Here is a 13,835-nt window from a genome sequence, read left to right as displayed (position 1 = left end):
TCAGCACAGCTGGCAGATATCCTTCACATCCATGTCGTTGTAATCTAGGTTCTCCCCCGCCATGGCCCAGATGAAGCTGTAGGCGCGGGTGCCGCAGCCCATATGCACCGACCAGGGCGGGGAGATCACCACCTCCTCATTGCCCATCACCATGTGCCGCAACTGGTCCGGGTGACCCATATAGTGGAAGACGCGGTCATCTTCCCCCAGATCGAAATAGAGATAGATCTCCGACCGCCGCTCATGCACATGCGGCGGCATGGTGTTCCAGACACTGCCCGGTTCCAGGATGGTCATGCCCATGCAGAGCGAGGCGCTGGCGCAGGTATGGGGCAGGATCAGCTGAAAGATGCTGCGGTCATTGCCGGTTTCCAGGCTTCCCCGCCGCATCGGCGTGATGTCGGACAGGCTCAGCTTGCGCAGGGCGCAGGTGCGGTGGGCCGGCACGCTCAACAGGTAATAGCGCGCGCCATCCCCCTCGAACCGCACGTCCGTGCTGCCCATGGGAATATACAGCGCGTCGCGCGGTGCCATCTCAAACCGCTGGCCGTCGACGGTGACGGCCCCGGCCCCGGTCCCGATATTCACCACGCCCATTTCACGGCGTGACAGCAGCGGCTGGCCCGCCGCACTGTCGGGTTCGCTGTGCGCGGGCAGGGTCAGGCATTGCCCGGAGGGCACGGCGCCGCCGATGATGAACCGTTCCCCGTGGGAGTAGTTGAGCACCAGTTCCCCCACCCGAAATAGGCCTGTGACCAGATAGCGGTCGCGCAGGTCCCCGTTCGACGCCCCCGCCATCATGGCGGGATGCGTCGCGTGGAAGGTCTTTTCGAACAAAATCGCCTCCGCTTTACAGCGTGTGGGCGGCCTCAGAGCTTCGCGATGGCGGAAGCCGCCAGCAGGAAGGCACCGACGCCGTAATATTGCGTATCCTGGGGTTCCACCTGTTCGGGCCGGTCGCTGACCTGTTGTACCCAGCCCAGACGCCCGTCAGGCTGGATCGAGCGGGTCAGCGCGTCCCAGCCGCGCCGTGCCACAGGTTCATAGGCGGCGCGGTCCAACAGCCCGGCATTGATCCCCCAGGCGATGGCATGGGTGTAGAAGGCCGTACCGCTGCTTTCCGCCGGGGAATTTTCCGGGGCCAGCAGCGAGGGCGGCCAATATCCGTCCGGCTTCTGCGTCGCCTTGATCTTGACGGCCATTTCCTTGAACAGGGCCTCCATCCGCAGCCGGTCCGGGCTATCCGGTTCCAGGAGCGGGATGGTCCGGGCCATGCCCGACAGGACCCAGCCATTGCCCCGGCTCCAGAACATCTTGCGCTGCTTGTCATCGCGGCGTTCGAAGAAGCGGCTGTCGCGGTAGTACAGGCTTTCGGCGGGATCGTAGAGGAAGTCGGTGGTGGCCCAGAATTCCGCCAGCGCGAAATCCCGATACCGATTGTCACCTGTCTGCCGCGACATTTCGATAAAGGCCGGCGGCGACATGAACAGCGCATCGCACCAGCACCAGCGCTTCAGGCACTCGGCATCATTATAGCCGGTGGGCGGTACGTAGAAGGCCAGGTTCACGCGCACGGGATTAGCCAGCACGAAGTCGAACACTTTGCGCGACGGATTGATCACCGCTGGGTTGGCGCCATGCCTGGCGGCCCAGAGATAGGCCTGCCCGATCGTGTGGTCATCGGCATGATAGGGGCGCTCGGCCAGGGTCCAGCCATTCCTGGCACCCATATCCAGGATGGCCTTGGCGATATCGGGCGGGGCGCCGGCATCGGCCAGTTCCGTCATGCCCACCCAGAACACGGCCTGTTCCCAGCCGCGCGGGTTGCGGGTGCCGCCGGTGGCGCGGGGAATATGGCTGGTATCGGTCATCCGCGCCAGCTGCCATCGCGCCAGTTTCACGGCACTGTCGATGGCCGCCTTTGCCACCGGTGCCGGGGACGTTGCCTTGGGCGGTTCCTGCGCCGGGGCGGTGACGGGCAGGGCGGCCAGAAGCGGGGCCAGGGCCAGAAGGGCAAGGGTACGGGGCGTCTTCATGGGGCTTCCTTGGGCAATGGATGGAGAGCGGCCCATGATGGTATTCTGTTCTGCATGATGCCTCCCCACGCGGACTATCGCCGCCTGAAAGTTATCATACAAATTTACGACCTATCGTCAAGCGCGACTGGTCAGGCCAGAAGGGGCGGTTACCGGCCCTTGCCGCGCGCCGCCGCGCTCAACATCGAATGCCGTGTCAGGCTTTCCTGCATATGGTGGCGGGCCGCCTCCCTGGCGCGGGTCGGGTCCATGCGGACGATGGCATCCAGAATGGCCTCATGCTCGCCATGCACCTTCTCGGCATAGGCCTGGTGCGCCTCTTCCGGCTGGTCGCGCAGATAGAGATTGCGCGGCGGCACCAGACGCAGGCCCAGGAACTCCACAAAGCGGGCATAGTAATCATTCTGCGTGGCCCGCGCGATGGCCAGGTGAAAGGCGGTATCGGCCTTGGCGGCGGCCACGGGATCGCCGCGGAGGTCGCGCATGGCCTGAAGCGCGTCCTGGATGGCGCCGATATCGGCGGTGGTGCGGCGGGCGGCGGCCAGTCCCGCCATCTCCGTCTCCACGCCCAGGCGCATTTCCAGCAGCTTCACGATATCGGCCAGTTCGTGCAGCTCGTCCTTGGTGATCTGGAAGGCCCGGTATTCGGCGGTGTCGGCCACATACATGCCCGATCCCTGTCGCGATACGGCCAGCCCTTGCGCCGTCAGGCGCGCCACCGCCTCGCGCACGACGGTACGGCTGACATTCTCGGCCTCGGCGATTTCCTTTTGGGTGGGCAGGCGGCTCCCAGGCGGCAATTGTCCTGACCGGATCTGCGCCTCCAGCTTCACGAACAGGTCGTCGGTCAAGGAAGTTGCGCGTCCGGAATCATCCGTACTGCCGCCCATATCCGCCTGTCTCATGGTGCCAACCCTACTTGTCATATCACTCTCCGCCGGTTACTTCTAATCTAACACCGACCGAAACAATGGTCGACCGGTCTGATGCCGGATAATGGGATGTTGTCATATGTATTGGAACCGACGCGCCGCGCTCGCGGTCCTGCTGCTTTCCACCCTGACCACCGGCACCGTTTTTGCGCAGGATAAAGCCACCCTGCCGCCGCCGACCGACCGTTCCCCGCGTGCTGCCGTCACCCTGGCCGATTATCGCTATGATGATCTGATGTGGGAAAATGACAAGACCGCGCACCGCATCTATGGCCATGCGCTGGAGGCGGCGGAACCGCCATCCGGGTCGGGCATCGACAGTTGGGGCAAGAAAGTGGTCTGGCCTTACATGGACCGGCAGCTGCGCACCCGCGACTATCATAATGACCTGGGCGAAGGCATGGATTTCTACAATGTCGGGCAGGGGCGCGGGGCCGGCGGCCTGGGCATCTGGCATGACAACAAGCTGTGGATTTCGCGCAACTACCGCAGCCACCGTATCCTGAAGAACGGGCCGGACGTCGCCGAGTTTGAGGTGGATTACGCTCCCTGGCCCGTGGATGTCGATCGCAAGGTCTGGGAGACGCGGCGTTTCACCTTGGCCCTGGGTACGCATTTCACGCGCATGGTTTCCACCCTGTCATCCGACCGGCCCGACCTGCTGATCGTCGGGATCGGTATCGGCAAGAAGGTGACGGGGCAGGGGGGTGACCTGACGGTGGACAAGGCAACTGGCCTGATCTCCTGGTGGGGGCCGGACAATCCCGAACATGGCCGCATGGCCGTGGCGCTGCGCGTTGATCCCGCCATGATCGTGGAGGTGCGGCGGGATGCCGATAATCATCTGGTCCTGCTGCGCGTCACCCCCGGCAAACCCTTCGTCTATTATTCTGGTTCGGCCTGGAGCAGGGGGCAGGGCGGTTTTACTGACCGCGCCGCCTGGGACCGGCATGCCGCCGCAGAAAAGGTGGATTTCACGGCGGCGGACCGGTAACCGGCACCCCAATATCAATATTTATATGACCAATAGTTTTCGGCGCGTCCGGCCCGTCGGACCAAACCCATGCGTTGCCTATCGGTAACAGGTCACTGGTCATGCCAAAGTTGTCATACGAATTCGTTGACAGGCCGGATCACCCGCCGCATCATGCCCCCATCGGTTCCCCAGGACCGAGGTAAAGCAATAGGGGAATGGCCAGAAGGCCCCCTGGGGATCCATCAGCAAAGAAAAGACGGCACCGCTTCACGCCGAAGCGGAACGGTGCCGCGCAACATGGGAGGGACAAGATCATGGCCAGTTGGGCTGTTCGTGGTGCATGCGCGTTGGCTGGCGGCGTTTCCTTTGCCGCCCTCTCGCTGTCACCGGCGCTGGCGCAAAACGTCGCCGCCAACAACACCGCCGCCAGTGATCCGGCGGTGCTGGAAGAGATTATCGTCACCGGCCTTCGCGCCTCCCTGGAACAGGCCGCCGATATAAAGCGGGACGCGCCGCAGGTGATGGACGTGATTACCGCCAGTGACGTGGGCAAGCTGCCCGACGTCAACGTGGCCGAAGCGTTGCAGCGCGTGACCGGTGTGCAGATCACCCGCGTTTTCGGCGAAGGCCAGTCCGTCTCCGTGCGCGGTTTGCAGCAGGTGCGGGTGGAGGTTGATGGCCGCACGCTGCTGGGCTGGTCCGCCCGCCTGTCCCCGCCGGAAAATGATCAGCTGGGCCGTTCGTCGGGCCTGGACGCGGTTCCGTCCAGCCTGTTCGGCAAACTGGCCGTCTATAAATCCCCCCTGGCCGCGCAGGCCGAGGGTGGTCTGGGCGGCACCGTCAACCTGACGACGCCCAAGCCCTTGAGCTTCAAGAAGCCCACCTTCTCTTTCCAGGCCCAGGGCGTCTATTCCCAGGTTACGGACAAGGTGGAGCCGGCCTTCACCGGCTTTGGCACCACCAAATTCGCTGATGACCGCATCGGCGTAATGCTGGCGGCAGAGTATCAGAAGCGCACCTCGACCACCCAGGCGTTCGAGCGCAACAATTTCCTGAACCGCACCTATACGGGCACCAATGCCGGGGTCAACCAGACGCCCGTGCTGATGCAGTATGAAAACTTCGTGGTCGACCGCTCGCGCACCGGCGTGAATGGCGCCATCCAGTTTGAGGCGACGCCCGAACTGACCATCACCGCCGACATGCTCTATTCAAAGCTTGTGACGGGTCGGCATCAGGATTTCTTCAGCTTCCGCCTGCCCACCGCCAACAACCCCGTCACCAACCGCGTGACGGAGAATAACATGGTGGTGGCCGGCACCGCCAATGGCACCGTCACCACGGCGGGCCAGATCCGCAATGAACCCACGGAAAGCTTCCTCTATGGCCTGAACGGCAAGTATGAGGATGATGGCCTGACGGTGGAGGCCGATGGCTATTACAGCAAGGGCACCATTGATCAGACCATACAGATCATCACCCTGCAGGCCACCGCTGCCGTCCCCGGCACTTTCGATTTCCGCGATGTGACCGTCCCGTCCCTGGCGCTGGGCGGCACCTTCAACCCCACCAACTATGCCTCCTACAACCCCGCCACCAATGGCGTGCGGTCGAACCGGCTGCTGGGTGTGCTGGATGAATGGACGGGTAAGCTGGATGTCAGCTACGAGACGGAAGGCGGCATCACCATCTCCGGCGGTGCCCGCTACACCGATCTGGGTGCCCGCTCCAACGCCTATCGCAGCCAAGTGACCCCGACGCGCGCAGAGCTGGAACCCTATCTGAGGCTGATCGACGCGAAGAATTTCCTGCCCGATATTCCGGGTAATTTCCCGCGCAGCTTCCTGTCGACGGCGCCCACCTTCGACTATGTCTTCACCCGCGCGCAGGCGGCACAGCCCAACCCCAACAGCAGCGACCGTTCCACCCTGCTGCCCAACAATCAGCGTGACTATACGTTCAGCGAGAAGACGCTGGCCGGTTACCTGATGGTGGCGGGGGAAGGAGAGATCGGGGAGATCCCGTTCCGGGCCAATGCCGGCGTGCGCGTGGCGCGCACCCGTCTGGCGGTGGATACGTTCCTCAATGTCGGCACCACCAGCACGCTGGTCACCGATAAGAACGAGTATACGAACATCCTGCCCTCGGCGAATATCGCCTTCAATGTCACCGACGATTTCCTGGTTCGCCTGGGCGCGTCACAGACGATGCAGCGCGCCTCCATCGCCGATCTGGCACCGTCCACTTTCTTCAACGCCACTAACCTCTCGGTCACGGGCGGCAATGCCGATCTGAAGCCGCCCGTCTCTACCCAGGGTGATATCAGCTTTGAATACTACCATGGCAAAAGCTCGCTGATCTCTGGCGCCATCTTCTACAAGGATGTCGATGATTTCATCGCCAGCTTCGTGACCACGGGCACGGATACCAACCTGGACCCGCAGGGCCGGGAACTGACCTTCTCCCGCCCGGAAAACCTGGCCAGCGCCAAGATCAAGGGCTTCGAGGTCGGCATTCAGCAGTTCTTCGACTTCCTGCCCGAACCGTTCGACGGGCTGGGCGTCATCGCCAACTATACCTATTCCGACAGCGAGGATAATGCCGGCTTCCCGCTCGTCGCGGTGTCCAAGAACAGCTACAACCTGATCGGCCTTTACGAGAAGGGTCCCTTCTCGGCCCGCCTCGCCTATAATTACCGGGACGAGGCCGTGTTCGAATTCTCCGAAGGCCGGCCCAGCTTCATCGGTGCCCGCTCACAGCTGGATGCCCAGGTCGGCTACGACATCACCGAACAGGTGTCGGTATCGTTCAATGCCCAGAACCTGCTGCCCAAGAAGTCGGCCACGTCGGAATACAGCAATTTCGATGAAACCGCGCTGAACAGCTACGCCATCTCCGAACGCCGCTTCTCGGCTGGTGTGCGGGCGAAGTTCTGAGGGCTGACCCTTTTCCGCCTTCCCGGCCTTCGCCGGGAAGGCGGGTAGGATCGTATGGTCTGGAGATTTCCGGCGCAGCCCGGAAGGAGTGATCAGATGACTTTCTGTCAGCGGACTCTGCCTTTGTCCCGCATATGGCTGGCCCTCGCGCTGTCCACCACCGCCCTGACGGCCTCTGCCGCCGATCTGCCGAAAATCCTGTCGGACAAGGCGGTGCGGGCTGCCAATCCCTTGCCCGATTTCTCCTATGCCGGTTACGGCTTTGGGCTGGGTGCCATCCCCACCGATCCCGGCACCATCATCAATGTCACCGATTACGGGGTCATCCCCGATGATGGGCTGGACGATACAAAATCCACCTTGAAGGCCTTGGCCGCCGCCAATGCCGTTGCCGGCAAGGTCACCTTGCGCTTTCCCAAGGGCCGTACCCAGATCACCGAGGTGTTGCGCATCACCCGCTCCGACATCGTTCTGGATGGGGCCGGCGACGGGACGGATGGCAGCGAGCTGTACTTCCCCCGCCCCCTGAAACTGGTCGATGACAGCCAGGATTTTGCCGAGCTGCGGCAATATCTGGTGAAAGAGAAGAAGTACGAGGTACAGCCGGAGCACAATATCAACTACCTGTTCTCCGAATATAGCTGGGCCGGCGGCATGATCTTTGTGGGGCCGGACCGTACCCGCCCCGCCTCCTACGATCCCGCCTTTGACAAGCGTGATCCGACCCTGGCCAGGGGCGTGGCGGGCAAGCAGTTTGACCGCACCCTGACCGTGGATGACACCTCGCGCCTGAAGGTGGGGGATGTGCTGCGCGTGGAATGGTTCGCGACGGCGGGCAAGGACAGCGCCATCCTGAAATCGCTCTATGGCGATACCGACCTGCCCATCGGGTCCCACCATTGGACCTCGCCCGACCGGGCCGTGGTGGCGCAATCGACAAAGATCGTGGCCATCAAGGGTAAGCGCGTGACCCTGGGGGACCCGCTGCTGCATGATGTGCGCGCCGATCAGCCGGCGATCCTCAGCGCGTGGCAGCATCTGACCAATGTCGGCATTCAGAATCTGCGCCTGCAATTCCCCGAAAGCCCATCCTTCGGCCATCATCTGGAACAGGGCTATAACGGCATATACATGACGGGCGTCTTCGATGGTTGGATCCGCAACCTGACCATCGACAAGTCCGACAGTGGTATCCTGACCGACAATGCCGCCAGCCTGACCATTGAAGACATCGTGACCAGCGGCGACCGTCGCGCCCATTATTCCGTACATGTCGGGGCGGCGCATAATGTGCTGGTCAAGGATCTGGTGGTGGAGAACCCCGTGATCCACCCCCTGTCGGTCAATACCCGCTCCACCCGCGCTGTCTTCCTGCGCGCCCAGGTTAAGCGTGACGCGGCGATTGATCAGCATAGCGGATCTAACCATCAGAACCTTTTCGACCAGATCAACATGTGGATCGACCCCGTGCAGAAAAAGGGCGAGTGGCAGTACCGGCTATGGGTTGGTGGTGGTGCTTCTTACTGGAAGCCGGGCCATGGCCTATACAATACCGTCTGGAACGCCAAGCTGGTGATGCCTGAAACCGTGCCCGCCGACGCCACTGTCACCATCCTCAGCGGTCTGGAAGGTCCGGGGGAGCGGGTGGTGGGCCTGCATGCCAACCGCACCATCCAGGTCCGCTACAATCCCCCACCCTATATCGAGGGTACGGGCCAGCCGGTGGCGGCTGCCCCCTCGCTCTATGATTACCAACTGGCCAAGCGGCGATAGGCGGACTGATGCGGCGGCGGGATTTCTGCACGGGCCTGAGCTTGCTCTGGTCGCTGCCCGCCTGGGCAGCGGCACCCGCTGGCGGCCCTGACCTGGCGATCCTTGAACGGGGGCGCGTCCTGCGCGCGGCGGACGGGTTCCGGGATGAACCCCCGCTCACCGTCACCAGCCTTCTCGCCCCGCGCAGCCCCGGTGGCCCCCATGATTACTACTCGGAGGGGGATTATTGGTGGCCGGACCCGGCCAATCCCGGCGGCCCCTATATCCGCCGCGACGGTTTCTCCAACCCGGACAAGTTCACCGCGCACCGTGACGCGCTGATCCGGTTCAGCCGGATTTTGCCGGCCCTGGTGGCGGCCTTCGCCCTGACGGGCGACATTCGTTATGCCGTGGCCGCCGACCGCCACCTGCGCGCCTGGTTCGTGGACCCGGCGACGCGCATGGCCCCGCATTTGAACCATGCCCAGGCTGTGATCGGCATCAATACAGGCCGGGGCATCGGCGTCATTGATACGCTGCATCTGGTGGAGGTGGCGCGTGCCGTCGCCGTCCTGCGCCGTCTCTGGCCCGATGGCGTTGCCTATGATCCCATCATCTCTTGGTTCAATGCCTATCTGACCTGGATGACCACATCGCCCAACGGGATTGAGGAGCGGGAGCAGAAGAATAATCACGGCACCTGCTGGGCCTTGCAGGTCGCAGAATTTGCCCGTCTGACGGGACGGGCCGCCGCACGGGCGCAGGCGCTTGATCGGCTCAAGGCCCTGATCGCAGGACAGATCGCATTCGACGGGTCACAACCGCTGGAACTGGCCCGGACAAAGCCCTTTGCCTATTGCCTGTTCAATCTGGATGCGCTGGCGGCCTGCGCCCATATCCTGTCGGGGCCGGATTTTGGCCTCTGGCGGTATAAGGGGGTGGGCGGCGGTTCCATCGCTGATGCCCTGTCCTATATGGCCCCCTTCATCGCCGACAAGTCGCGCTGGCCCAAACCGCCGGATGTGGAGGCGTGGGAGGGCTGGCCCCTGCGGCAACCGGCCTTGCTGTTCGGGGGCCTTGCCCTGGGCCGGCCGGATTACCTGGCCCTCTGGCAGCGCCTCAACCCCGATCCCACCGACGCCGAACTGATCCGCAACTACCCGCTGCGACAGCCGCTATTGTGGTGATGCCTGAACCTCACGCATCCAGTTCCGGCAGCCAGTCGATGCGGTGGCCCAGCTTCAGGGCCTTGGTCTGCAAATAGCGCCGGTTTTCCGGGAGGACGGGAACGCGCACAGGCACGCGTTCGGCGATGCGGATGCCCGCCTTCTCCAGCGCGTCCTGCTTGCGCGGATTGTTGGTCATCAGGCGCACGGACCCCACGCCCAGCGCGTCCAGCATGGCCGCAGCCACCCCGAACTGCCGCAGGTCTGCGGCAAAGCCCAGCTCGTGGTTGGCCTCCACCGTATCAAACCCCTGATCTTGCAGCTGATAAGCTCGCAGCTTGTTGGCAAGGCCGATGCCGCGCCCTTCCTGGCGCAGATACAGAATGATGCCGGCCCCTTCCTCCCCGATACAGGTGCGCGCGGCGGCCAGCTGCTCGCCACAGTCGCAGCGCAGGGAGCCGAACACATCGCCCGTCATGCATTCGGAATGGATACGGACCAGCGGTGTGCCGCTGCCTACCGCCCCCAGCACCATGGCCACATGTTCGCGGCCCGTCGCCTCTTCCCGGAACAGGATCATCCGGAAGGTGCCGTCCGGGGTGGGGATCGTCGCGTCTGACAGGCGGGTGACCATTGATGATCCGGCTTCCTTTTCAGACATGACCTGATCCCCATCTGAACCAAATGTAATATTGCTTTACACCCATTATAGTTGCGCGTAAAACGCTTTGTAACTACTCAGAAACGTATGTCGACCGTGCCTTTTCCAAAAGGAGACGGGATGCGCCCTTTCGTACATCTTAACTTCGCAATTGATGTTGCGACCGAACCATCCGCCCTTCCGGCGGGGGCGGAGGTGTCGTGCGCGGCCGATTGGCGGCGTGTGCATCAGTTGCGGGAGGATTACGACGCCATCGCCGTAGGCGCCAGGACCTGGAACCTGGATCGCCCGCGCCTGACCGCAAGGCCGGAACGGCTGGGCCGCGAACCCGCCCGGCAGCCTGTGCGGGTCATCTTCTCCGGTTCTCAGGTCTGTATGCCGGCCCTGCCCGGAACCCCGGTCTTTGCGGTCGGTCAGGCGGCCCTGGACAATGCCGATACAGTGCTGAATGCGCCAACGCACGGGCTGGACCACCCGCTGGCGGCCCTGGCCGGCCATGGCATCCGCAGCATGCTGGTGGAAGGGGGGCCGACCCTGTTGCGGTCCTTTCTTCAGCAGGGGCTGTTCGACTGTCTGACCCTTTACATCCGCGCAGATAATGCCCGTTCGGCGGAACGTGCTGCACGGGCCAGCCTGTCCCCGCTGCCGGCCTTTCGCGCGGTGCGGCCATTCGGTGAAGGTTTCCTAGTGGAAGCGGGGATACCCCCTGGGACGGTGATGCAATGACGCTGCCTGTCCGCTTCGTCATCTTCGCGGCCCCGCGCACCGGCAGCAATCTGCTGTGTGGTCTGCTGAACGGGCACCCCGATATCCTGTGCCATCACGGCCTGTTCAATCCCGGTGGTGTACATCTGGCCCGCGACCGGGCTGATCTGTTCCCCACCCTGGGGGACATGGCGGCGCGTGATGCCGACCCCGCCGGTTTTCTGTCCCGTGTCTGGGGTGCCGGTGGCTGTGTGCGCGCGGTCGGGTTCAAGATGAACCGGGGGGAATGCGCCCTGGCGGAACGGCTGCTGCTGGATGACCCGCCGGTCGTGAAGATCCTGCTGCGCCGGCAGAACCGCGTGCGGACCTTTGTGTCGGAGGAGATTGCCCGCTTCACCGGCGCCTGGGAAAGCTATGCCGGACAGGTGCTGCCGCCCGCCCCGTCGGTATGCATCCCGCCCGACGCCCTGATGCGCCATGCCGAACTGAACGCCGCCTATTACGCACGCGTCGAAGCGGCGTTGCGGGCCAGCGGACAGGATTGGCTGGAAACCGATTATGAGGCGCTGGCGAACCCACAGGAACTGGCCCGCATCCTGGCCCGGCTGGGTGTGGCGCCGCGCGGCACCCTGCCGGCCATCTGCCGCAAGCGCGCACCCGCCGACCTGCGCACCAACATCCTGAATTTCGATGAACTGGCCCAGGCGCTGCACGGCACCCCGCTGGCGGATGACCTGATGCGGCCCGACCTTCCCGATCTTGTCCGGCAACCCCTTGCATCTTGAGGACCCGACGATGCCCGACATCCGCCATTCCCCCGCCAGTACAGCTTTGTTCACCCGGCATCGGGGACCGGTGACGTCCGTTGCTGCCATTCCCGGTACCGATCTGGCCGTGACGGGCGCCTATGACGGGGCGGTCGGCCTGTTCGATCTGGCGACGGGGGCGGTGTCGCTGCTGGGCTATCACCGACATCTGGTGAACCATGTGGCGGTTGATGCCGACGGGCGGCGGGCGGCTTCCTCCTCCTCCGACTATGACATCCAGCTGTGGGACCTGGATGACCGCCGGCCCGGCCTGCTGTTGCGCGGCCATGCCGATGATGTGGAATGTTTCGCGTTCGTCGATGCGGTGACGGGCGTCTCGGCCTCCCGCGACCGCCGCATCATTGTCTGGAACCTGGAAACCGGTGCCATCCGCCGCGTGATTGAGGGGCATGACAAGGATGTATTGTCGGTCACGGTCCGTGACGGGCTGATCTATTCCGCTGGTGACGACATGACACTGCGGCAATGGGACCTTGCCACCGGGGAGGCCCGCCATTGCTGGGGCCCGTTTGAGACGGAGACGGATACTTGTGCCGTCGATACGGCCCATCACCGGGCCATCCTGGGCTGTGATGACGGGGTTATCCGTGTGTTCGACAGCCGGACCGGCGCCAGCCTTGCGGAAATCCCGGCCCATAGCTCGGGCATCAAGAAGGTGGCGGTATCGCCCGTCACGGGCGATATCCTGTCCTGTGCCTATGACCAGAAAATCCGCATCTGGGACAGCGGCGATTTCAGCCTGAAGGTGGAACTGGCCCCGCATGCGGCCAAATGGGAACGCTCCTTCTGCTGGACCCCCGATGGTGCGCGCCTGCTGGCCGGCACGTTTGACGGCACCCTGCTGTCCTGGGACGCCGCCACCGGCGCCCTGCTGGGGGAGGTCGGGGGCGGTAGTGGCGAGCGTGGCAATGCTTGCTTTAACGAGGCGTCGGGCGCACCGGACGGGATGACGGCTCTGGTCGCCGATGATGGGGTGGTGCGTCTGGTCCATCTGCGCGATGGTCTTGCCGAACTGACCGCCCTGACCGAACCCGCCGCCGGCCGCGTGCTGATGAATGCCGTGACGCGTGATCCGGCGACGGGCCGTGTCGCGACGGGCGCCCATGATCACCGCCTGCATCTGTTCGATGCGCTGGGCAACGGCTTAGTGTCCACCGCGTCGGTGGCGTTGGGCCAGGGTCCCATCAATTGCCTTCGCTTCGCCCCCCATGCCGGCCATGAGGGGGCGATCTTCGCCGCCTGCTACAGCGGGGCCATCGTCCGCTATCTGCCCCAGACGGGCGAACAGCGCACTTATCCGCTGCATGACGGTGCGGTGAAGGCGCTGCGTCTGCACCCCGCCCTGCCGCTGGGCGTCAGCTGTAGTGCCGATGGCGGCCTGCTGACCTGGACGCTGGCGGGGGAGCGGGTGCGCGATTTCCCCGGCCATACGGCCATTGTCGATGATGTCGATTTCTCACCCTCGGGCAATCTGATCGCCAGCGCGTCGCGCGATTTCACGCTGCATGTCTACAGCGTTGCCGATGGCCGCCTGATCCAGGCGGTCGATATGGGGCGGCGGTCACCGAAGTCACTCTGTTTCTGGGATGAACAGACGGTGCTGGTCGGTGATTACTGGGGTGCTGTCCTGAAGCTCGATGTTGCGACGGGCAGGGTGGAACGCCGCACCGTGGCGGCCAACGGCCTCAGCTCCATCACCCGCTGTGCCGGCGGGGTTGCCGTCTCCTCCTATGACGGGGCCGTGCATCTTCTGTCGGTACCCGACCTCGCCATCCTCTCCACCTACCGCGTCATGACCCAGCGCCTGGACAAACTGCCCGGCTGGTCCGACCGGGCCGCCTGAT

Annotated in this window: 11 protein-coding genes; 7 read left to right on the top strand and 4 right to left on the bottom strand. The window is 63.9% G+C overall.

Features of this window, described 5'->3' with window-relative positions:
* From kduI to ACT6Q8_RS19215, 3 genes are all read right to left on the bottom strand, one after another.
* A complete protein-coding gene (gene kduI, locus ACT6Q8_RS19225; protein WP_054167662.1) occupies positions 1–837 on the bottom strand; it encodes a 5-dehydro-4-deoxy-D-glucuronate isomerase in 837 nt (278 codons plus the stop codon).
* A gap of 32 nt (positions 838–869) precedes the next feature.
* Positions 870–2,036, bottom strand: coding sequence for a glycoside hydrolase family 88/105 protein (locus ACT6Q8_RS19220; protein ID WP_444733643.1), 1,167 nt, complete (start codon positions 2,034–2,036; stop codon positions 870–872).
* A gap of 149 nt (positions 2,037–2,185) precedes the next feature.
* Positions 2,186–2,887, bottom strand: coding sequence for a FadR/GntR family transcriptional regulator (locus tag ACT6Q8_RS19215; RefSeq protein ID WP_444733644.1), 702 nt, complete (start codon positions 2,885–2,887; stop codon positions 2,186–2,188).
* Between the two features lie 160 nt (positions 2,888–3,047).
* Here ACT6Q8_RS19215 and ACT6Q8_RS19210 point away from each other — a divergent pair, with 160 nt between their 5' ends.
* The 4 genes from ACT6Q8_RS19210 (at position 3,048) to ACT6Q8_RS19195 (ending at position 9,819) form a co-directional block, all read left to right on the top strand.
* Positions 3,048–3,962, top strand: coding sequence for a DUF4861 family protein (locus ACT6Q8_RS19210; RefSeq protein WP_444733645.1), 915 nt, complete (start codon positions 3,048–3,050; stop codon positions 3,960–3,962).
* A gap of 296 nt (positions 3,963–4,258) precedes the next feature.
* Positions 4,259–6,880, top strand: coding sequence for a TonB-dependent receptor (locus ACT6Q8_RS19205; protein ID WP_444733646.1), 2,622 nt, complete (start codon positions 4,259–4,261; stop codon positions 6,878–6,880).
* Between the two features lie 96 nt (positions 6,881–6,976).
* The gene (locus ACT6Q8_RS19200; protein WP_444733647.1) at positions 6,977–8,653 is read left to right on the top strand and encodes a hypothetical protein; all 1,677 of its coding nucleotides are present in this window, start codon (positions 6,977–6,979) and stop codon (positions 8,651–8,653) included.
* Positions 8,654–8,661: 8 nt separating this feature from the next.
* Positions 8,662–9,819, top strand: coding sequence for an alginate lyase family protein (locus tag ACT6Q8_RS19195; RefSeq protein ID WP_444733648.1), 1,158 nt, complete (start codon positions 8,662–8,664; stop codon positions 9,817–9,819).
* Positions 9,820–9,829: 10 nt separating this feature from the next.
* Here the strand turns inward: ACT6Q8_RS19195 and ribA are convergent, their stop codons facing one another.
* A complete protein-coding gene (gene ribA / locus ACT6Q8_RS19190; protein ID WP_444733649.1) occupies positions 9,830–10,459 on the bottom strand; it encodes a GTP cyclohydrolase II in 630 nt (209 codons plus the stop codon).
* Positions 10,460–10,579: 120 nt separating this feature from the next.
* Between ribA and ACT6Q8_RS19185 the strand changes: the two genes are divergently transcribed.
* Genes ACT6Q8_RS19185 through ACT6Q8_RS19175 form a run of 3 tightly spaced genes read left to right on the top strand, consistent with a single transcriptional unit; the run spans position 10,580 to position 13,834 of the window.
* The gene (locus ACT6Q8_RS19185) at positions 10,580–11,185 is read left to right on the top strand and encodes a RibD family protein (protein WP_054167670.1); all 606 of its coding nucleotides are present in this window, start codon (positions 10,580–10,582) and stop codon (positions 11,183–11,185) included.
* A complete protein-coding gene (locus ACT6Q8_RS19180; protein ID WP_054167671.1) occupies positions 11,182–11,949 on the top strand; it encodes a hypothetical protein in 768 nt (255 codons plus the stop codon). Before ACT6Q8_RS19185 ends, ACT6Q8_RS19180 begins: the two co-directional genes overlap by 4 nt.
* Before the next feature lie 10 nt (positions 11,950–11,959).
* Entirely contained in the window at positions 11,960–13,834 is a 1,875-nt protein-coding gene (locus tag ACT6Q8_RS19175; RefSeq protein ID WP_054167672.1) for a WD40 repeat domain-containing protein, read from the top strand.
* Position 13,835 lies beyond the last annotated feature (1 nt).

This window comes from Niveispirillum sp., from assembly GCF_052437035.1.
Lineage (GTDB): Bacteria > Pseudomonadota > Alphaproteobacteria > Azospirillales > Azospirillaceae > Niveispirillum.
This window is presented reverse-complemented; position numbering and strand designations above follow the sequence as displayed.

Coding starts and splice junctions, on each gene's coding strand:
- ACT6Q8_RS19185 (WP_054167670.1), top strand. CDS start 10,580: ATGCGCCCTTTCGTACATCTTAACTTCGCAATTGATGTTGCGACCGAA.
- ACT6Q8_RS19195 (WP_444733648.1), top strand. CDS start 8,662: ATGCGGCGGCGGGATTTCTGCACGGGCCTGAGCTTGCTCTGGTCGCTG.
- ACT6Q8_RS19220 (WP_444733643.1), bottom strand. CDS start 2,036: ATGAAGACGCCCCGTACCCTTGCCCTTCTGGCCCTGGCCCCGCTTCTG.
- ACT6Q8_RS19200 (WP_444733647.1), top strand. CDS start 6,977: ATGACTTTCTGTCAGCGGACTCTGCCTTTGTCCCGCATATGGCTGGCC.
- ribA (WP_444733649.1), bottom strand. CDS start 10,459: ATGTCTGAAAAGGAAGCCGGATCATCAATGGTCACCCGCCTGTCAGAC.
- ACT6Q8_RS19175 (WP_054167672.1), top strand. CDS start 11,960: ATGCCCGACATCCGCCATTCCCCCGCCAGTACAGCTTTGTTCACCCGG.
- ACT6Q8_RS19180 (WP_054167671.1), top strand. CDS start 11,182: ATGACGCTGCCTGTCCGCTTCGTCATCTTCGCGGCCCCGCGCACCGGC.
- ACT6Q8_RS19210 (WP_444733645.1), top strand. CDS start 3,048: ATGTATTGGAACCGACGCGCCGCGCTCGCGGTCCTGCTGCTTTCCACC.
- ACT6Q8_RS19205 (WP_444733646.1), top strand. CDS start 4,259: ATGGCCAGTTGGGCTGTTCGTGGTGCATGCGCGTTGGCTGGCGGCGTT.